Source organism: Listeria grayi (genome assembly GCF_900638015.1).
GTDB lineage: Bacteria > Bacillota > Bacilli > Lactobacillales > Listeriaceae > Listeria > Listeria grayi.
Map to the genome: position 1 here is coordinate 2179127 of NZ_LR134483.1, position 20420 is coordinate 2199546.

General features: G+C 42.0%; 20 protein-coding genes. 15 read left to right on the forward strand and 5 right to left on the reverse strand.

What is annotated here, in order from left to right:
• Positions 1 to 84 precede the first annotated feature (84 nt).
• The 3 genes from EL241_RS10685 to EL241_RS10695 all read right to left on the reverse strand — a co-directional run bounded on the left by EL241_RS10685 (position 85) and on the right by EL241_RS10695 (position 4033).
• Complete coding sequence (locus tag EL241_RS10685; RefSeq protein ID WP_036104807.1) at positions 85 to 435, reverse strand: YlbF/YmcA family competence regulator; 351 nt, start codon at positions 433 to 435, stop codon at positions 85 to 87.
• A gap of 94 nt (positions 436 to 529) precedes the next feature.
• Entirely contained in the window at positions 530 to 1900 is a 1371-nt protein-coding gene (gene fumC / locus EL241_RS10690) for a class II fumarate hydratase (RefSeq protein ID WP_232020876.1), read from the reverse strand.
• Between the two features lie 24 nt (positions 1901 to 1924).
• Positions 1925 to 4033, reverse strand: a complete 2109-nt coding sequence (locus EL241_RS10695) for a PBP1A family penicillin-binding protein (protein ID WP_036104804.1) — start codon at positions 4031 to 4033, stop codon at positions 1925 to 1927.
• Between the two features lie 233 nt (positions 4034 to 4266).
• Between EL241_RS10695 and EL241_RS10700 the strand changes: the two genes are divergently transcribed.
• From EL241_RS10700 to EL241_RS10720, 5 genes are all read left to right on the forward strand, one after another.
• The gene (locus EL241_RS10700) at positions 4267 to 4698 is read left to right on the forward strand and encodes a low molecular weight phosphatase family protein (RefSeq protein ID WP_003754419.1); all 432 of its coding nucleotides are present in this window, start codon (positions 4267 to 4269) and stop codon (positions 4696 to 4698) included.
• Positions 4699 to 5005: 307 nt separating this feature from the next.
• Entirely contained in the window at positions 5006 to 6319 is a 1314-nt protein-coding gene (locus EL241_RS10705; RefSeq protein WP_003754418.1) for a hemolysin family protein, read from the forward strand.
• A 103-nt stretch (positions 6320 to 6422) separates the two neighbouring features.
• Entirely contained in the window at positions 6423 to 7190 is a 768-nt protein-coding gene (locus EL241_RS10710; RefSeq protein ID WP_036104801.1) for a threonine/serine exporter family protein, read from the forward strand.
• 22 nt (positions 7191 to 7212) lie between these two features.
• A complete protein-coding gene (locus tag EL241_RS10715) occupies positions 7213 to 7665 on the forward strand; it encodes a threonine/serine exporter family protein (RefSeq protein WP_003754416.1) in 453 nt (150 codons plus the stop codon).
• A 21-nt stretch (positions 7666 to 7686) separates the two neighbouring features.
• A complete protein-coding gene (locus EL241_RS10720) occupies positions 7687 to 8571 on the forward strand; it encodes an RluA family pseudouridine synthase (protein ID WP_126320575.1) in 885 nt (294 codons plus the stop codon).
• Between the two features lie 23 nt (positions 8572 to 8594).
• Here the strand turns inward: EL241_RS10720 and EL241_RS10725 are convergent, their stop codons facing one another.
• On the reverse strand, positions 8595 to 9500 hold the full coding sequence (locus EL241_RS10725) for a magnesium transporter CorA family protein (protein WP_003754414.1): 906 nt from the start codon (positions 9498 to 9500) through the stop codon (positions 8595 to 8597).
• A gap of 68 nt (positions 9501 to 9568) precedes the next feature.
• Positions 9569 to 10447, reverse strand: coding sequence for an aldo/keto reductase (locus EL241_RS10730; RefSeq protein ID WP_036104797.1), 879 nt, complete (start codon positions 10445 to 10447; stop codon positions 9569 to 9571).
• Between the two features lie 359 nt (positions 10448 to 10806).
• Here EL241_RS10730 and EL241_RS10735 point away from each other — a divergent pair, with 359 nt between their 5' ends.
• The 10 genes from EL241_RS10735 to EL241_RS10780 all read left to right on the forward strand — a co-directional run bounded on the left by EL241_RS10735 (position 10807) and on the right by EL241_RS10780 (position 20407).
• The gene (locus EL241_RS10735; protein WP_036104794.1) at positions 10807 to 11427 is read left to right on the forward strand and encodes a DUF47 domain-containing protein; all 621 of its coding nucleotides are present in this window, start codon (positions 10807 to 10809) and stop codon (positions 11425 to 11427) included.
• Positions 11428 to 11438: 11 nt separating this feature from the next.
• Entirely contained in the window at positions 11439 to 12440 is a 1002-nt protein-coding gene (locus tag EL241_RS10740) for an inorganic phosphate transporter (RefSeq protein ID WP_003754411.1), read from the forward strand.
• A 136-nt stretch (positions 12441 to 12576) separates the two neighbouring features.
• Positions 12577 to 13854, forward strand: coding sequence for a DUF3440 domain-containing protein (locus EL241_RS10745; protein ID WP_126320576.1), 1278 nt, complete (start codon positions 12577 to 12579; stop codon positions 13852 to 13854).
• 10 nt (positions 13855 to 13864) lie between these two features.
• Positions 13865 to 14392: an IbrB-like domain-containing protein gene (locus EL241_RS10750; RefSeq protein ID WP_126320577.1), complete on the forward strand. Its 528-nt coding sequence runs from the start codon at positions 13865 to 13867 to the stop codon at positions 14390 to 14392.
• A gap of 18 nt (positions 14393 to 14410) precedes the next feature.
• On the forward strand, positions 14411 to 14839 hold the full coding sequence (locus EL241_RS10755; protein WP_052009107.1) for a hypothetical protein: 429 nt from the start codon (positions 14411 to 14413) through the stop codon (positions 14837 to 14839).
• Between the two features lie 85 nt (positions 14840 to 14924).
• On the forward strand, positions 14925 to 15452 hold the full coding sequence (locus EL241_RS10760) for a hypothetical protein (protein WP_036104791.1): 528 nt from the start codon (positions 14925 to 14927) through the stop codon (positions 15450 to 15452).
• A gap of 158 nt (positions 15453 to 15610) precedes the next feature.
• Positions 15611 to 17074 (forward strand): ABC transporter substrate-binding protein/permease, encoded by a 1464-nt coding sequence (locus EL241_RS10765; protein WP_003754402.1) that lies wholly within the window; start codon positions 15611 to 15613, stop codon positions 17072 to 17074.
• The gene (locus tag EL241_RS10770) at positions 17067 to 17792 is read left to right on the forward strand and encodes an amino acid ABC transporter ATP-binding protein (protein WP_003754401.1); all 726 of its coding nucleotides are present in this window, start codon (positions 17067 to 17069) and stop codon (positions 17790 to 17792) included. The genes EL241_RS10765 and EL241_RS10770 overlap by 8 nt, the downstream gene beginning before the upstream one ends.
• Positions 17793 to 17867: 75 nt before the next feature.
• Entirely contained in the window at positions 17868 to 19016 is a 1149-nt protein-coding gene (locus EL241_RS10775; RefSeq protein ID WP_036104789.1) for a pyridoxal phosphate-dependent aminotransferase, read from the forward strand.
• Positions 19017 to 19114: 98 nt separating this feature from the next.
• Positions 19115 to 20407, forward strand: a complete 1293-nt coding sequence (locus EL241_RS10780; protein WP_036104784.1) for an NCS2 family permease — start codon at positions 19115 to 19117, stop codon at positions 20405 to 20407.
• The last annotated feature ends 13 nt before the right edge of the window (positions 20408 to 20420 follow it).

The window sequence follows — 20420 nt, forward strand, 5'->3', positions numbered from 1 at the left end:
ATTATACTAAAAAAATGAGATCGATGCAATCTAATCCGCATAAAAAAACTCTCGGAAAGTTTCCCTTCCGAGAGTTTTCAGCTATTATTCGCCAACACTGTAAAGATCTTGCAGAGGCGTCATGATGATCCGGTTCAAATCGTTGATGATCGTGCTCATTGCTTGTTCTTTTTCCATTAAAGCAACGATTGCTTCATCTTTTTGAACTTCATCTGCCACTTGTTGGGCAACGTTGATTGTTTCTTCGTCGATTTCTTGTCCGCTCATTTGTTTTTCTTGGATCGTGATTTGTACTTCACGGAAACGATCGAATTTTTCTTTAGAAGTCGCGTCTGCATTTACAGAACGGTATGCTTCTTGTAAATTCGTAAATTCTTGTGTTTCACGAATTCCTTTTTCTAAATCATTTGCTAGATCATAAATATTAATTGCCATGTCTATATCCTCCACCTAATTATATAGTTTGATTCTTCCTACTCACTATAACAAAAAGAATCCATAGACGCTAGCAGAAACATTGCATTCCCGCTCATTCACCGCTATTTGTCATTTTGAGCGGATCGACCCACTCGTCGAATTGTTCTGCGGTGACATAGCCGGTCGCAATAGCCGCTTCTTTTAGCGTTGTATTCTCGTTAAATGCTTTTTTCGAGATAGTTGCCGCTTTTTCATAGCCGATATGTGGATTTAAAGCAGTTACCAGCATAAGTGAATTTTCTACTTTTTCTTTGATTACTGCTTCGTTTGCTTCCAAGCCTTCGATACAATGCACACGGAAAGAGTAGATACCTTCATGCAATAGTTTAACAGATTGTAAAAAGCTCGCAGCAATGACAGGTTTGTAAACATTTAATTCAAAATTACCTTGGCTTGCCGCAAAATTGATGGTCGTGTCGTTCCCCATTACTTTTGCCACTACCATTGTCAAGGCTTCACATTGTGTTGGATTTACTTTTCCCGGCATGATCGAACTTCCAGGTTCATTTGCAGGGATCTCGAGTTCACCGATCCCGCTTCGGGGACCACTTGCTAAGAAACGGACGTCATTTGCGATCTTTAGCAGATCGCTGGCCAAACTGCGGAGCGAGCCATGGACGTGATTGATCGGACTGTGGCTTGTTAATGCGAAAAATTTATTTTCATCGGATGTGAATGGGAAATTTGTTTGTTTCTCCAATTCTTTGGCAACATGTTCGCCAAAGGGCACACTGGCATTAAGTCCTGTTCCGACAGCTGTCCCACCGATCGCTAGCGGAAGCAGTGCGGCACGACTTTCCTCAATAAATTGCTTGCCACGCCGCACCATTGCTTCCCAGCCACTGATCTCTTGACCGAGCGTAAGCGGCGTAGCATCTTGCAAATGAGTACGGCCGATTTTAACGATGGAACGGAATGTTTCTTTTTTCTCAGCAAGCACTTGGGCGAAAGTCTCGATTTCTTTTAGCAGGTCATCGACAACTTTGTAAGCAGCAATGTGCATAGCAGTCGGGAAAGTATCATTGGAACTTTGCGACATATTGACATCATCATTTGGATGAATGTTTTGGGTTTGGAGCTCGTGATTGGCAACATGTGCAATCACTTCATTAACATTCATATTTGATTGGGTACCGCTTCCCGTCTGGTAAATAACGAGCGGAAAATGCGGCATTACATCTTTCTCACGAACAAAATCAATAGCTCGTTCGATTGCTTCAGCTTTTTCAGCAGTAAGTCTACCTTCTTGATGATTGACTTTCGCGGTAGCTTTTTTTAATTCGAGAAACGCTTGAATGATCGGTTCCGGCATCTGTTCATCTGTAAATTTGAAATTGCGGCGGCTACGTTCGGTTTGCGCTCCCCAGAATTTATCATCGTCTACTTCGATTTCCCCAATACTATCATGTTCGATCCGTGTCATCATTCATCGCTCCAATACTAATTTTTAGCGGCCAAAAGCACCAAATAAATCAGAAATTTTATCTTTTACTTTGCCAACTCCATTTTTGATTGTTTTACCTGCATCAGAAGCCTTATCTTTGATAGAGGACCACATATCGCCCGTGCTGTTTTTCTTTGCTGCTTTTTCTTCGGTGATCCGCGAGGCACTCTCCGTATCAAAGTTCGTCGGTTTTTGGTATTTGAGACCGCTTTGCATCACGTAATGTGCAAGGTTGGCGACCCCATTGGAACTATTGGTCGTCAAATAATGATTTTTATCTGTTTTGTCAAAGCCCATCCAAACGGCACCTACTAAGTTAGGTGTATAACCGACAAACCATTGATCTTTTGTACCGATCGTGTTGAATGGTACTTGCGTAGAACCGGTTTTTCCGGCCATTTCATATCCGTAAACGGCTGCGCTTTTCCCAGTTCCTTCTTTAATAACGTCTAGTAGCATCGATGTCATTTCACTCGACACTTTTTTCGAGATGATCTGTTTATTGTGCGGTTCGTTTTCGTAGATCACGTCGCCAGAAGGAGCAACGATTTTCGTGATGACGTGCGCTTCCGGTTTAGCACCGTTATTGGCAAAGGTTGCATAAGCTGTTGCCATTTCAACTGGCGAAGCACCTCTGCTCATTCCGCCCAGCGCTAGGCCAAGTGTCCGGTCACCATCTTCGGTAGGGATACCGAATCGTTCTACTGATTTGATTCCTTTGTCGATACCGATCTGATCCAACAGCCAGACTGCCGGTGCATTGATCGAGTTAGCTACCGCTGTATACATCGGCACTTTACCTTGATAATTGCCGCCGACGTTGGTTGGTTTGTAATTGCCTTTATAGGTTTTCGGTTCATCGGTCAGTTCGGAGTCTACTTTCCATCCATCTTGCAGTGCCGGCACGTAAACAGCCAGCGGTTTTAAAGTGGAACCAGGTTGAGCTTTCATTTGGGTCGCGCGGTTATAGCCGCGGAATGTGTGCTCCCCTCTTCCCCCGACCAAGGCTCTGATACCGCCAGTTGCCGGATCCAACAAGACTGCCCCAGATTGGACTTTTGTTCCGTCTGAAGCATTCGCTGCAAATAAGTAATCATTTTTGTAAGTTTGCTCGAGCGAAGTTTGGTAGTTTTGGTCAAGTGCGGTGTAGATCTTATATCCTTTGCGCATGATCTCATCCTGAGTCACATCCGCTTTGGAAACTGCCTCATTGATGACCGCATCCACATACCATGGATATTTGTTCGCCAACGGGTCCTTCGAATTATCCTTGAGCGCGATCGTCTGCTTTTGATAGCGTTCGCTGTCTGCTTTCGATAATTTTCCATTTGCGACCATCGCACGTAGCACCATATTTCTTCTATTAAATGCTTTTTCCATGTGATTATAAGGGTCATAGGCACTTGGCGCTTGAAGCAGACCTGCTATTGTGGCTGCTTCTGGAATATTGAGTTCGGAAGCACTTTTACCGAAGTATTTTTGGGAAGCATTTTCTACGCCCCATTCTCCGTTACCGAAGTAAGAACGATTCAAATACATTTCCAAGATTTCTTTTTTGGAATAAGTTCGCTCGATTTCTCGCGCCATAAAGATTTCTTTCGCTTTTCGGGTGAATGTCTGGTCCATTGTCAGCAACGCGTTTTTAGCAAGCTGCTGCGTGATCGTACTACCGCCACCAGAAATGTGACCGGAACTAACAAGCCCCAGTGCGGCACGACCAATCCCCTTCAGGTCGAAACCTTTATGTTCATAGAAACGTCTGTCTTCGATCGATACAACAGCATTCTGCAGATTCGGCGAGATTTTATCAATACCGATAAACGTTGCTTCGGTAGAGGAAAGTTCTCCCGCTTTATCGCCGTCCTTGTCGTAAATGATCGTGGCTGTTTCCAGCCCTTTTTTGAGCGTATCGATGTTTGCTGATTTCGCTACGATGACTAAGTAAATAATAAAGCTTAGAATAAGTAATAGACCGATCAGAATCAAGAATTTGATAATATGTTTTTGACGCAGAAAACGCCGAAATTTTCTAAATCCGATTAAAATCCACTTCCAAATAAATGCAAAAAATTGTTTGATATAGACTATCAATTTATTTTCATCATTTTTCAATATAAATCTCCTGTCTTTCTTTTATAGAATAGAACGCTTATTTTAAAGACTAGCTATATTTTACTTGATATTCGGAAGAAACGCCACCAACTTGAGACCTATTTTCGTAACACAAACGTAATATAATGCTTTTGTTTTAGAGATATCGGGTTTCTAACCTTTGAAAAGCGGGTATCAATTACTACTTGAAGAATTCTTTAGCATCAAAAAGTGTTCTTTTACACTTGAAAGGAATGAATAATGTGCATAAGCTGATTTATTTCATCTCTCAAACTCACATCAGAAGCGCGATCGCCGAAGCTTGGGCAAAAAAGCTGCCACTGGTAAATTTCACATTTATTAGTGGTTCCTGGCGCAAGACTGCTGTTACGAATCTTGCAAAAAAAGCATTGCACGAGTATGCAATGGAACCACCCACTCATATTTCATTTGTCCCGAACCGCGAATTACTTATAAATGCCGATTTGATCGTTACCATTTATGATTCTGAATATGAAATCGCTCCAAATTTTCCCGAAGATCTACAAGACAAAGTAATCTATTGGGATATCGACGATCCAGAAAGGCGGCAGGAATTGCTGAACAAATGGGTGTCCTATCAGGAAGTTTGCGACGATATCGCGCTTTCTGTCAAAAATCTTGAGTTTGACTTGATGGATGCTTGAGAAGACCTCCTTCTTTTAGGAGGTTTTTCTGCGTAAAAATGATAAAACAATTGTGTTATTGCCAAATCTAAATTATAATTTAGATTGAACTAACTAAATTTAAAGGGAGGGAAACATTCGATGGGGCAGATTTACTAACACAACAATTAGCAAAACATATACAACAAGTAGACTTCTTTAATAAAAGTGATTTGCTGCCGGATTTTCCAAGTAACCCTTTTTTATTCAAGATGATCTCCTTGTCCAAAAAGAAATAAAAAAACTATAGGAGGTGTTCGCCGTCACAGTTCTGCTGTGCGGCTAACTATTGATATTACTTTTAAAATTCATTATTATTGCGGTGCTTATCGCAATTTCGGCGTTCTTTGTAGCTACTGAATTTGCGATCGTTAAAATGAGGTCAAGTCGACTTGACCAACTTATCGCAGAGGGAAACAAGCGAGCAAAGTTAGCGCGTCATGTGAATACACATCTGAATGAGTATTTATCAGCCTGTCAATTAGGGATCACGATTACTTCCCTTGGACTTGGTTGGTTAGGGGAATCAACGGTGGAAGCAGCGTTGCATCCATTATTTGCGCTTTTGACGATTCCTGAATCAGTTGTCACCCTGATCTCGTTCTTGATTGCATTCATTTTCATCACGTTCCTGCACGTGGTCGTTGGGGAACTTGTTCCAAAGACACTTGCGATCGACAAAACAGAGAGTGTTGCGCTTAGCGTTGCACGACCACTGCACGTCTTTTATCGTGTAATGTTTCCGTTCATCTGGTTATTAAACGAATCAGCTGTACTGATTGCAAAGATGTTTGGACTAGAACCTGCTTCCGAACATGAAGTGGCACATACGGAGGATGAACTCCGAATCATTGTTGGTGAAAGTTTTAAAAGTGGTGAGATCAACCAATCGGAATTCCGCTATGTCAATAAGATTTTCGATTTTGATGAACGAATGGCAAAAGAAGTCATGATCCCGCGGACCGAAGTCGTTACTGTTGACGCTGGCTCGACGATCGGCGAATTGTCCGAGATCATGCAGATCGAGAGATATACACGCTATCCGGTCATTGATGGCGATAAGGATCATGTGATCGGCGTACTTAATTTGAAAGAGATTTTGTCCGCTTATGTTGAAAATGGAACCAATGCTTCTTTTAGTATCGATCCATATGTCAAACCGATCATTCGAGTGATCGAAACGATCCCGATCAAGGAACTGCTGATCCGAATGCAGCGCGAGCGTTCGCATATCGCGATTTTGCTCGATGAATATGGTGGTACTTCTGGACTGGTAACGGTAGAAGATATCGTTGAAGAAATCGTTGGTGATATCCGTGATGAATTCGATGCCGATGAGATCCCAGAAGTGCGCAAAATCAAAGAAGGTCATTACATCGTCGACGCAAAAGTTTTGATTGATGAAGTCAATAATTTCTTAGGTACTTCCATTGAAGAAGAAGATGTCGATACGATCGGCGGCTGGTTCTTGACACAGAATTACGAAGTGGAAATTGGCGATGAGATCGATTACGGCGGCTATATTTTCCGTATCAAGCAAGCGGAACCTCATCATATCGAATATATTGAGATCATAAAAAAAGAAACACCTAAAGAAGATTAAACAACATCCTGCAGGGTAAAAGCTGCAGGATTTTTTATTTTCCCTACTCCCTTTTTGTAAAAAAGATGATATGATTTGTAATGGAGAATCGAGGCGAAAATGAATGGAAGAAGTTGTAAATACAAATAAAATGATTGCCGCTGTCAGCCTTCTGGCAGGCAAGTTGCTTGTCGAGAACGGTGCTGAGATCAGCCGTACGGAAGATACGATGGAGCGAATCATTCGGATCGCTTTGAATGACCCGGCAAAATCCAGCAAATACACGTATGTGACGCTGAATGGCATTTTCGTAAAACTAGAAGATTTCGGTACAGATTTTTTACGAATCGATAATCGGGATTATGATCTCAACAAGATCACGCAGGTCAACCAGCTATCGCGCGATTTCGCACTGCAACGCATCACGCTGATCGAATTGTATCAAGCTTTGAAAAAAGTCGAGGCGGAAAAAGCATCGATTCAATTATGGAAGAAATATATTTGTACTGCTGGATTGAGTGGCAGTATCGTATTGATCTTTGGTGGCAGTTTTGTTGATCTGCCTGCTTCGATGATTGCTGGAGTGGTTTCTTTTGCTATTTATTTACTGATTTCTAAATTATTGAACATTCCTTTTTTAGCGGAATTTTGTGGAACATTCGTTGGTGGGATGACCGGTTATTTACTTTTACATTTCATCGGTATTCATACCAGCTTAGTAATGATCGGCGCTGTCGTGCCGCTCGTTCCAGGAATCACGATCACCAACGCGATCCGTGATATTATGGCAAGACATTATTTGTCAGGCATGATCCGAACGGTCGAAGGACTTGCGATTGCAGCTTCACTTGGTGCAGGAATCGCAGTGGTCTACTATTTATTTATTATTTAGCAAAGAGAGGATTGGAAAGCACATGGGCGAAATCGCATATCACTTATTTTTCAGTTTTATTTCTTCCGTCACGTTTGCAGTATTATGCAATGTTCCTAAAAAAGCGATTTTCACTAGCGGAATCATTGGTATGATTGGCTGGATCGGCTATTTTGAAATGACAAAGCATGGCTACGGCGTCTTTTTAGCAAGTCTAGTCTGTTCCCTCTTGCTCGCAGTCGCTGCTCAAATTGCTGCACACCGCTTCAAAATGCCGCTGACTGTCTATTTCGTCCCTGGTTTAGTACCAGTAGTTCCGGGAATCACTTTTTATGATGCTTTCCGTACACTGTTGCTGGGCGATTATTCTGCAGCCGGATTCGTCTTTTTAAATGTCGGCTATGCAGCGGTCGGTTTAGCAGTCGGACTTGTTACAGCAGATATTCTCTGCCGCTACCTGCTGATTCCCTCTATCAAGCGCCTTTCTACCAAATAAAATAAAGAGGAGCATGCTAAAATGATGAATTTAAAAATCCCGATACTTTCGGCTTGGGATAACATAAATGCAGAAACCTTGCTGCGCGATCATTTTCATTTAGGAAAAAAAGCGCGCCATACTTTGCGTATGTCGCATGACGTGCAGTTGAATAACGAACAGCTGACGGATTGGCGCAGGCCACTTCATGCCGGGGATCTATTAGTATTGCCGCTGCTTGAAAAAGCTGTCATCACATCTGCTGACCGTCCGATCGATATCGTCTATGAAGATGATTTTATCCTCATTGCCAATAAACCGGCGAATTTAAAAACGCATCCCAATGATTCCAGCGAAATAGATAGCTGTCAGCAGCGTGTCCAAGCTTATTTAAATGCAACAGGTCAATCTGGTGCAAGTGCATTCCCTGTCCACCGTTTGGATGAAGCCACTAGCGGCCTGCTTTTATTTGCTAAAAATGCGATCGCACTGGCTGCGTTTTCCTATCAGTTAGAACAGCGGACCATCCACCGGCATTATTTGGCGATCACGGACAATATCTGGAAGGGACCAGCTAATTTCACTATTCGCAAGCCGATCGGCAGTGATCGTCACCACCCGAACAAACGACGCGTGAGCCCCGGCGGTCAAACAGCAGTGACGCATGTAGCCATTCTTGCCCGCCATCAAGCGCAGAATAATACGCTCCTCGAATGCCGGCTAGATACCGGACGTACCCATCAAATTCGTGTTCATCTGAGTGATGCTGGTTTCCCGATCATCGGGGATTCGCTTTACGGCGGCTCAAATCGTGCCGCGCGGCTGTTGCTCCATGCTAAACAATTGGAAACCTATCATCCGTTTTTAGATAAAACGCTTAAGTGGGAGCAATCTCCAGATGATTCTTTCCAATTAAAAAAAGCGTAACCTCATAAAGAGGCTGCGCTTTTTTATCGCATTCTTCTGCGTAAAATAAAAGATAATATGAACCAGCTCACTAAGCTGATTCCGATGCTAATGATCCAGCCCATTCGATTGTGTTCGAGCGGAAGTGGCATATTCATACCGAAAAAGCCGGTAATGATCGTTGGCAATGTCAGCAGAACGGATAAGACAGTCAAGATTTTCATCGTGTCATTCAAATTATTATTTAAGACATTATTATAGGTGCCTGAAAGCTGCTGGAGGATCTGTGAAGAGAGCTGAGTCATCTCAAGTAATTGCCGAGCTTCGATCAATGCATCATCGAGCTGTTCTTTCTCGAATTCTGTCAGCTTTCGATAAAAGGCCTGCGCCTTGATTTGTTCAAGCAGCATCGTGTTTTGCTTCGAGGCGGAAACCAGATATACGATCCCTGTTTCTAAATCAGATAATCCCAGCAAGTTTTCTTTTGTCGTTTTTTCTCTTAATTTGTCATTGATGCGCTTCCGATTGATATCCATTTTTTCTACTAACGGAAAGAAAGCCGCTGTGATCAGGAATAAACTTTTAAAAAGAAAATGAAAAAGTGATTCTTCATGATGGTTATGTAAGTATTTTTCCATCATGGTGGTGATATATTTCGTATGTTTACTGCTTATTGTGATCAAATAATTATCTTTAACAATAAAAGTGAACGGAAAGGTCTCATAGTTATCGCCAGTTTCATCGAGATTAGGTGCGTGATAAATCAAGAAGAACACGCCCGTATCTTCATCGTATTCGACATGCGCCCGCTCATTTCTATCCAGCGAGTAGCCGATGATCTCTTCATCGATGCCGTAGACTTGATTTAGTTTGGAGAGATCCTCGCCGTTGGAAGCGTCGATATCGATCCATTTATTCGTTTCCGCATTGAATGTTTCTCTTATATCCATAGTTCCTCCTGCTAGCTTTTACTGTTTTGATTAAGTCCGCGTGAACCTTATCAGCTCACGCGACCAATCTATTCTCTATTCGCCAATTCTTCCCTTTCACGCTCTATGCTTGTCACAAAATACGCCAGATCATCAGGATCAGGTCCTACACGAACATCCCCAGCTAATTTATCCAGCCGTTCCATATCATGGCTGTCCAAGTGGAAATACGAAAGTTCTGCATTTTCTTTCAAGCGTTTTGGATTGATCGATTTCGGAAAAATGATCGTATTGCGGTTGAGATGCCACTGTAGTACGACTTGATCTACTTGTGCGCCATGCTTTTCCGCGATCTTGTCGATCAGTTTATCCTGCATCAATGCGCCTTTAGCAAGCGGCGACCAGGCGCCGTGGGCGATCCCGAGCTTTGCCATATAAGCGCGCAATTCATTTTGCGGCAAAAGCGGATGCGTTTCAATCTGATTGATGACTGGCTTTTCATTTGCGACAGTCAACAGATCATCGAGATGATATTGTTTGAAATTCGCAACGCCGATCGAGCGTACGACTTTTTCTTCTTTGAGACGTTCTAAAGCCAGCCATGTGTCGCGGTATTTGCCGGCGATCGGCCAGTGGATCGAGTAAAGATCCAGATAATCCATTTTCAAGTTCGTCAGCGTTCGCTCTACAGCACGAAGCGTGCTGTCATATCCGAGATCGCCATTCCAGATCTTGGTGCTCAAAAACAGCTCTTCCCGCGGAACATTACTGGCGCGCAGTTCTTCGCCGATCAGCTGTTCATTATTATAAACAGCTGCTGTATCAAATAGCCGGTATCCGATCGCAGTAGCTTCACTGATCGCATCTCGGAGCAACTCTTGTTCATTTAATTTGAATAAGCCTAAACCTATATAAGGCATACGGGCACCATCAGGTAACACAAAGCGACTTTCTAGTGTTTTGGTCACTTTTAAAACCTCCCGATCGTTTGACTTTTATATCCAGTTCTTAGTGGAATAATTATACTACCCAGTATACCGAAAAATCATGCACTCTCCTAATAAAAAAACCAGTTTTTATTATTTTTATAAAAATCGGAGGAAAATCAAAATGATAACGCTTACTATATTATTTCTTTATTAAATTATCAAAAAAGAGTTTTTATTTAATATCATCCTATGTTAGTATTAATTTGTGGTAAATTTCAACCTTAAAATTTTTATATTCTTGTAAACATTTTATACATAAAAAAACGCCGAACGGACGCTCTATTTCTCCTGTTTGGTCCAAACTTATGTATCAAAAAAGATCGGAGGAAATTTCAGAAATGGCTTTTAAAAATAAAAAGGATCGTTTTGCTTCATTGCTACATGATATTGCTGTTAATTTACGGGAAGGTGCTAATTTTTTCGCTTCTTTCAATATCAATTCTATAGATGACCTTCATATATTTTCTGATAAAATCAAAGAATACGAAACCACTGGTGATACAATGGTCCATAAAATCATTATGGAACTGAACGACGCATTTATCACTCCTATCGAACGAGAAGATATGCTTGAGCTTACCAATCGTCTGGATGATATCATGGACGGTCTGGAAGAAACTGCTTTCTCACTTGAAATTTGCCAAATCACTCATTACGACGACTACATGGTCAAATTGATCGAAGCTATCCAAAGCAGCACGGTTGAAATCGAAAGAGCTGTGGATCTAGTATTCGACAAAAAATTAAAAGACGTACGCAAACTTGCTATTAAAATCAAAGATTATGAATCTCACTGTGATGAAGTTTATCGTGAAGCATTGATTGAACTGTTCAAACGCGAACAAGATCCAATCCGCTTGATCCGTCACAAAGAAGTTTATCAAAACCTAGAAGACATTGCAGACAGTTGTCAAAGTGTAGCAAATACACTTGAATCGATTGTCATGAAAAATGCATAAGGAGCTAGATAATGGAGAGTATGTTACTAATTACCGTTGTTATTGTTCTTGCAGCGTTAACATTTGACCTCATAAACGGTTTTCATGATACTGCAAATGCCATTGCGACAAGTGTTTCGACAAAAGCCTTAAAGCCGCGTCACGCTATCGTTATGGCGGCTACAATGAACTTCATAGGGGCAGTTTCTTTTACAGGGGTTGCCAAAACGATCACAAAAGATATCGTTGATCCATTTCGACTGCCACATGGCGAGATCGTCTTGTTGGCCGCACTTCTTTCAGCAATCGCATGGAACTTGCTGACTTGGTACTTCGGTATCCCAAGCAGTTCCTCGCACGCCCTGATCGGCTCGATCGCTGGTGCAGCTATTGCCGCTGCTGGCTTCGGTTCCATTGAATACAGTGGGTTCCTAACGATCATCGTTGGACTGATCGCTTCTCCTTTCATTGCTTTTGCAGTTGGGTACTTGATTTATACGATATTCAAATTAACATTAAAAAATCTAAATTTAGCTTCAACAAACCGTAATTTCCGTTACATCCAAGTCTTTACCGCTGCGTTGCAATCCTACACGCACGGTACGAATGATGCTCAAAAATCAATGGGTATCATCACACTTGCCTTGATCGCTAATGGTTTCCAAACTGGAGACGACGTTCAGCTTTGGGTTCAAGTGAGTTGTGCCTTGGCAATGGCGATCGGTACAAGTATCGGTGGCTGGAAGATCATCCAAACTGTTGGTGGAAAGATCATGAAGATCAAGCCAGTCAATGGTGTAGCAGCTGACTTGAGTTCCGTTATCATCATATTCGGAGCCACATTTATCCACTTGCCTGTCAGCACGACCCATGTTATCAGCTCTTCTATCTTAGGGGTAGGTACATCACATCGTGTCAAAGGTGTTAAATGGGATACTGCACAGCGAATGGTGATCACTTGGATCATCACACTACCGATTTCTGCATTATTTGCAGGTGCGCTTTACTTCCTGCTTCATTTATTTTTATCATAAAACAACGGCTTCGCACCTGCTGCGAGGCTTTTTTATTAGGCTTTTCCTTTCTTGCCCTTGCTTGATTATCCCACTCAATAATAGTATGATATGTTCATAATAATACTTAATATAACTGGGCTAGGAGTGATACTTAATGAATGTACTGGAAGCTGCCCAAGCAAGAATGCGTTACATATTTCAAGAATTTGAGCACGTTTATTTTTCAGTGAGCGGCGGCAAAGATAGTGGTATCATGGTCTATCTAGCTAATCAGATCGCCCAGAAAATGAACCGCACATTCGATATCGTGATTTTGGATATCGAAGCAAACTATACAGAAACCGTTATATTTTTAGAACGCTGTAAACAATTGCCCACTGTGGGAACGGTTTACCATTTTTGTCTGCCGTTTTATGAAGATAACTATTCCAGTATCTTGCAGCCGCAATGGATCATGTGGAATCCGCGGGAAAAAGAACGTTGGATCCATCCTCTACCACAAGATGCGATAACATTGGATAAATTAGATGAACGGCTATTATATTATTTCAATCGCAGCCACGGTAATCCAGACATCTTTTTAAAAAAATTCGGGAAATGGTATCAAGAGATCTACGCCGATTCTACGATCGCATGCGGGATCGGTTTACGCACCCAAGAGAGCCTGATGCGTTATAATGCGATTCAGAACGGGATCAATAAATACCGCGGCAAACAATGGATCAACCGTTCCAAAGATGGCTATTATAAATTCTATCCGATTTTCGACTGGAAGTTTGAAGATATTTGGAAAGCAATCTCTTGTTTCGACTGGGAGTATAATCACATTTACGATCAGATGTATAAGAATGGGATCCCTTTCAAGCACATGCGTATCTGTCAGCCTTATGGTCTACAGCAGCGCATTGGCCTCAAACAATTTGCCGCACTGGAACCGCACTTATGGGAAAAGATCGTCAATCGTGTAAGCGGTGCTAATTTCGGCAGTCTGTATTCTAAAACACATCTGCTCGGCTATGCGAAAACAAAAAAACCGCTCCATATGACTTGGCAGCAGTATACTGTATTTCTGCTAGAAAGCTATGGTTTTTACAGCGAAAAGCTGCGCGACCATTACCATCGTAAATTTAAGATCCTAATGAATTACTATAAGAAGAAATACGACATGGATGTTTGCGATATGGTAGATGAAGCCAAACAGCGTGAATGGAAAAAAGACGAGCGCTTATGGCATAATTGGAAAAGTCTCGCCCGCGTCCTTGAAAAAAACGATTTTGCCCTGACGACAAGGCAATATAGCCTGACGAAAAAAGATGAACAGGAACTTTATCAACTATATGACGAATTTCACGGTCAGCTAGGTATCGAAGCCCTCAATGGAAAGATTTACCAATCTATCATCAACAAAATGCAACGCGAAACTTCTAAATAAGGTGGTCCACATGACAATGCAGAGTAAAATCACTTTTCCCGTTCTAAATGTAAAAATGGTGCCAATCGATAAAGTCGATGAAAACGGCTATAATCCCAACAAAGTTGCAACTCCAGAACTCGCACTGCTGGAGCGATCGATTCGCGAGGATGGCTTTACACAACCGATCGTCTGTTATTATATCCCTAAAATCGACAGATATAAGATCGTCGACGGCTATCACCGATTTTTCTTGGCCCGAAGACGACTTCGGCTAAAAGAGGTTCCTGTCACCGTCATCGACAAATCGCTTGCTCATCGTATGGCAAGCACGATTCGGCATAACCGCGCACGGGGAACACACAGTATCGAAGGCATGTCGAATATAATCGAAATGCTGATCCGCTCCGGTTGGGATGAATCCGAGATCGCTCTCAATCTCGGAATGGATAAAGAAGAAGTCATTCGTCTGAAACAAAATACTTTTTTAAAAGACATCTTCGCTAATCACGATTTTTCCGACTCCTGGGAAGAATTTGAAGAACGTTACTACAGCTAAGAAAAGGGATGTGAAACTTTGGAAACGATAATCTTTGCTCCCCCCTATAACAAAAAAATCTTTTATCAATACATGGCGCCCTATTTCGCAGAGCGCGTTTGGCAGAAACTCTTTCCCTATCTTGTCAATACACAGGATAAAACCTGGCTGATCGGCAAACAAGGAACACAAGTCTGTGCCTTCTCCTCCTTCGAAAATGGTCGAAGAGGAATCGAGATCGGCGAGATTTACGGTATAGATGAAGCGCACTGGACAAAGATCGCCAACCTGACGCTACGAACGATCAAGAACGAAGCTAGCTATACCCTTTATACAGATATCAGGAAAAACGATACGCACCAACACACCTTCTTTCTTAACAAGGGATTCGAGGTATATAAAGAAACAGTCAATTATATTTTCCTAAAGCGTTCCGATGACTGGAAACAGCGGGCTTACAAGTTTTGATCTCTTCCTCTCATTGTGCTGTTTTTCACTTTGTGATTAGGGAAAAGTCCCTTATACCGTGTTACATAGAAAGAGGGGTCAATAAATGGGGATTTATTATTTTGAAAAACCGTTGATGTTCCAAAAAAAGAAACCTATTCCGATCTATAACAATGAAGAAGAAGTTATTGGCGAGATCACCAAAGCAGCTGCACAGATCGCATTTTCCAAAAAGCAGGATATTTACACCTATCATGCCAGCAACAACACAGAAAATGCCTCTGTCACGCTTGAGATCGGCTGGCTTGGCACAGAAGGCGCAACCGTTGTTTTCCATAATTTGGAGGACAGTAGCACGATCGCCTTCCAAGAAGAACTAGGAAATATGGAGGAAGCGCTGTCTATTTCCGGTGAGTGGGAAGGTTCTAGCAAAAAAATCCTAATCTCCCAAATCACTAAAGAAGATCCACTCGTGATCTATGCGGATGATAAGGAAGTTGCAAAAATCGATCAAACGAATGATAAGATGAAAAAATTCATTTCGATCGAAACGGCAGACAAGGATCCTTCCTTGCCGGTCAGTTTATTTATTCTCTGTTATTTTATTCAAAAACTACTCAAAGAAGAATTTTAGCCTATAGAGCTGGTCCTTACCAAGGTCGGCTCTATATTCATTTCTATGTATAAACATCCTTTTTTATACATGTTATTATTATTTTTATAATCTTTTATTGAATAATTAAACATTATGTTGTATTATAATAAGATAATACAAACGATAGGAGCATTTTTATGACAAAAGGGAAATCAACCAAATTATTTATTGCACTCGCTATTTTTTTCACCTTCCTTATCCCTTCGATCCACGCTGCGTCCGCCGCAGAAACAGATCCTTATTTGAAAAAAATTCAGAAAAACGGAGAATTAAGAGTCGGTCTATCTGCTGATTACCCTCCCTATGAATTTCATCAAACTATTAAGGGAAAAGATAAGATCGTCGGTTTTGATATCAGTATTGCAGATAAAATCGCAAAAGATCTAAAAGTAAAACCGGTTATTACAGAAATGAATTTTGAAAGTTTACTCGGTGCTTTAAAAACCGGCAAGATCGATATGATCATCTCCGGGATGTCGCCAACTCCTGAACGAGAAAAAGAAGTAGATTTTTCTGATACATACATGCGTGTGGATCAGAAAGTCATCGTCCGCAAAGTGGATCAAAATAAATTCAAATCCACCAGCGACTTCCAAGGCGTTAAAGTCGGCGCTCAAAAACAAACGACACAAGAAGAACTTGCCCAAAACGAATTGAGTGGCTCTACCGTAATGTCTCTACAAAAAGTTCCCGATATTATCTTAAATCTTACATCGAATAAAATCGATGCCGCTGTACTTGAAGGCCCTGTGGCTGATGCCTATGTTTCTCAAAACAAAGCACTCGCCTATGCAAAAAATGTCAAATTCGCGAATGGTCAAAAAGATACTGCGATCGCCCTTCCAAAAGGCTCCACTGCATTGCAGGATAAAGTAAATGCTTCTATTAAAGATATCAAGGATTCTGGAGCATTGAAAAAATATCAAGCAACGGCAAACAAGCAAATGTTTTTAGAAGAAAGTTTTTTCCAAAAATACAAAGATTACTTCCTGAAAGGAACACTTTACACCATTCTCTTAGCAATTGTCGGCGTGCTGTTTGGATCGATTCTCGGTTCGCTATTGGCATTGATGAAACTTTCTGAAACAAGATGGCTGCGCTGGCCTGCTTCGTGGTATATCGAGTTTGTCCGCGGCACACCATTGCTTGTTCAAATTTCTATCGTATTCTTCGGTACCCAGATACTTGGCCTTAACTTATCCGCCTTCTTATCCGGTTGTATCGCCCTTTCCCTAAATAGTGCTGCTTATGTTGCCGAGATCATTCGTGCCGGTATCTCAGCAGTCAACAAAGGACAAATGGAAGCCGCTCGTTCTCTGGGAATGACTCGCGGAACAAGCATGCGCTATATTATCTTGCCGCAAGCAGTTAAAAATATTCTTCCTGCCCTTGGGAATGAATTTGTTTCGGTCATCAAAGAATCCTCGATCGTATCCGTTATCGGTGTCGGTGAGCTGATGTTCGTGACCGGCGTCGTTCAAGGCGCCAGCTTCAAGCCATTTATTCCGTTAGTGATCACTTCCCTTATCTACTTTGTACTGACATTCGGATTGTCCAGATTACTAGGGGTTGCAGAAAGGAGAATGAAGACTAGTGATTAATGTTTCCAATCTTCATAAATATTTTGGTAAGTTAGAGGTTTTGAAAGGGATCGATTTAGATATCCAAACTGGTGAGGTGATCGTCGTTATTGGCCCTTCCGGCAGTGGGAAAAGCACCTTTTTAAGATGTTTGAACCTGCTTGAACAGCCAACCAAAGGCACGATCCGCTTTGAAGAAAAAGATTTACTTGCCAAAAACACCGATATCAATGAGCTGCGTCAAAAAATGGGCATGGTTTTCCAAAACTTTAATTTATTTCCACATAAAACTGTTTTAGAGAATTTAACATTAGCGCCACTAAAAGTTAAAAAAACAAATGATAAAGAAGCAAAAGAAAAAGCACTCGCTTTGCTGACAAAAGTTGGTCTCGCTGATAAAGCTGATAATTATCCAAGCAGTTTATCCGGCGGCCAGCAGCAGCGTGTGGCGATCGCCAGAGCTTTGGCAATGAACCCCGATGTCCTTCTTTTCGATGAACCTACTTCCGCCCTTGACCCCGAAATGGTCGGCGAAGTATTGGCAGTTATGAAAGAACTAGCAAAAGAAGGCATGACCATGGTAGTGGTGACACACGAAATGGGATTTGCTAAAGAAGTAGCCGACCGGGTCATTTTTATGGACGACGGCGTTATCCAAGAGGAAGGCACTCCAGATGAAGTATTTAATCATACCAAATCCGAACGTGCACAAAATTTCCTGAGTAAAGTACTCGCCTAACAATAAAAAAGGAAGTGACCATACGATACGGTCCTTCCTTTTATCTATCTACCAACATAAGGAGTGAAATACACAATGAACAGTACCAACATCGCTAAACGCCATCAAGGAACACCCGTCAATATCCTTGCCAACATCGGCACACTTGCCAAAACGACTCCGGATCTGCTGGATCTGTCCATCGGTGATCCCGACATCATCACAGACAAGACGATCATCGAAGCAGCTTTCGCAGATGTAAAAGCCGGCCATACCAAATATACAGAATCTGGCGGAGAAATCACTTTTATCAATGCTGTGATCGATTTTTACAAACGGCTCTATCATTTAGAAGTAGCTGCCGATCAAGTTCGTGCCACAGTCGGCGCTTCTCATGCGATGTATTTAGCATTGCAAGTTATCCTTGATCCCGGTGACGAAGTAATTCTGCACGAACCGTTCTTTTCACCTTATAAAGAACAGATCATCCAATCACAGGGTGTTCCCGTTGTCGTTCCTACTTATGAAAAAGATGGTTTTGAGATCGATATCGATCTTTTAGAAGCTGCTGTTTCGCCTAAGACCAAAGCATTTATCTTGAATTCCCCCAATAATCCAACTGGTGCAGTATTTTCTAAAGAAGCATTTACCAAGATCGCTGCACTCGCAGAAAAATACGATTTTTATATTATTTCCGATGAAGTTTATGATGGCTTCAGCTTTTACAGTGATTTTACTCCGATGCTTGCTTTTGCGCCGGAACATACGATTCTACTAGGCAGTCTCTCTAAAAATTTCGCCATGACTGGCTGGCGGATCGGCTACATGATCGCACCACCTTATATCAATGAGGCAGCCAAGCTACTGAATGAAGGCATTACCTATTCAGCACCGTCCCCCTCACAACGGGCAGCGATTTATGCGTTGAACCATGCAGAAACATTAATACCTCAAGTGACGGCTATATTCCAGAAACGCTTGGAATATATCGCAGAGCGTATCGCAGCGATTCCGTATTTGTCACTCCATCCTGTAAAAGGATCCATGTATGCGTTTGTTAATATCACGCGCACGCAGATGAGCTCTGTTCCATTCAGCGAATACCTCTTAAAAGAAACAAAAGTGCTGGTGATCCCAGGATTGGCATTCGGCGAAAGCGGAGATAATTATGTCCGGATCGCTGCCACTCAGCCAATCCCGATTTTGAAAGAAGCCTTTGATCGGCTAGAGGATCTTTCTTTCTAATAAAATTACCAAAACAGGCTTGCTTTTTTACTAAAAAACGAATATTATTGATATTGTGGTTTTAAATTGTTCGTTATTTATAAAGGAGTGTTAACTATATGTTTCGGTTAAAAGAAGCTGGTACAGATGTAAAAACGGAAGTAATCTCTGGTTTTACCACCTTTTTAACAATGGTCTATATTATCGTGGTGAACCCTGCGATCTTGTCCGCAGCGCATGTCCCCTTTCAAACTGTGTTTATGGCAACGATCATTTCTGCTGTGATCGGGACGCTGTGGATGGCATTATTCGCTAACTATCCAATTGCGATCGCACCTGGTTTGGGAATGAATGCGTATTTTGTTACTGTCGTAACGACGCAAAAACTAGACTATTCCGTAGCATTTGCCGCTGTCTTTGTGGCTGGTCTTATTTTCTTATTGCTTTCATTAACGCCTTTCCGGGAAAAATTGATCGAAGCCATCCCGCATAATCTAAAAGCAGGGATAACCGCCGGAATCGGTCTTTTCATTGCTTTCTTAGGTTTTAGAATGACTGGTATCATTGTCGCTAACCCCTCTAACTTAGTAGGACTGGGCGACCTGCATTCCCAAGAAGCACTGCTTGCGATCATCGGTCTAGCGATTACTTTGATTTTCCTTGCATTGCGCGTAAAAGGCGCACTTTTCATCGGCATGATCGCTACTGCAATCATTGCTTTCTTTACTGGTACGTTGAAATTTACGAACGGCTTTGTAAAAATGCCGACAATGCCGGAATTCGTATTTACCAATCCGCTTCATGCTTTTGGAGATGTTATCAGCCACAGCCTGTATGCCGTGATTCTCTCCTTCCTACTTATCACGATCTTTGATACAACTGGAACCATGATTGGAGTGGCAAAACGTGCAGGATTGATGCGCGGCGAAAAATTACCTAATGCTAAGCAAGCGCTTCTTGCTGATGCTGTAGCTACAAGTGTTGGTTCTATGCTGGGTACTACGCCGACAAGCGCGTATATCGAGTCGTCAGCCGGCGTTGAAACTGGCGGACGTACAGGGCTTACTACATTTACTGTAGCCATGCTTTTCATCGTATCTGCCTTCTTTGCACCTTTAGTTGGGGCAATCTCCGGAATCTCTGCGATCACTGCTCCTGCGCTTATCGTTGTCGGTAGCATGATGATCGGTGCCGTGAAAGAGATTGATTGGGATACCTTAGATGAAGCCTTTCCGGCATTCCTCGTTATCCTAGCGATGCCGCTTACTTCTAGCATTGCGATCGGTCTGGCATTTGGTTTCATTTCTTACCCTGTCTTGAAGGTCTTTACAGGAAAATGGCGTGAGCTCAATCCTTTCTTGATCGTGATCGCGATTCTTTTCTTCATTCTTGTAGCTTTCTTGCCGCATTAATAGACAAACGCCG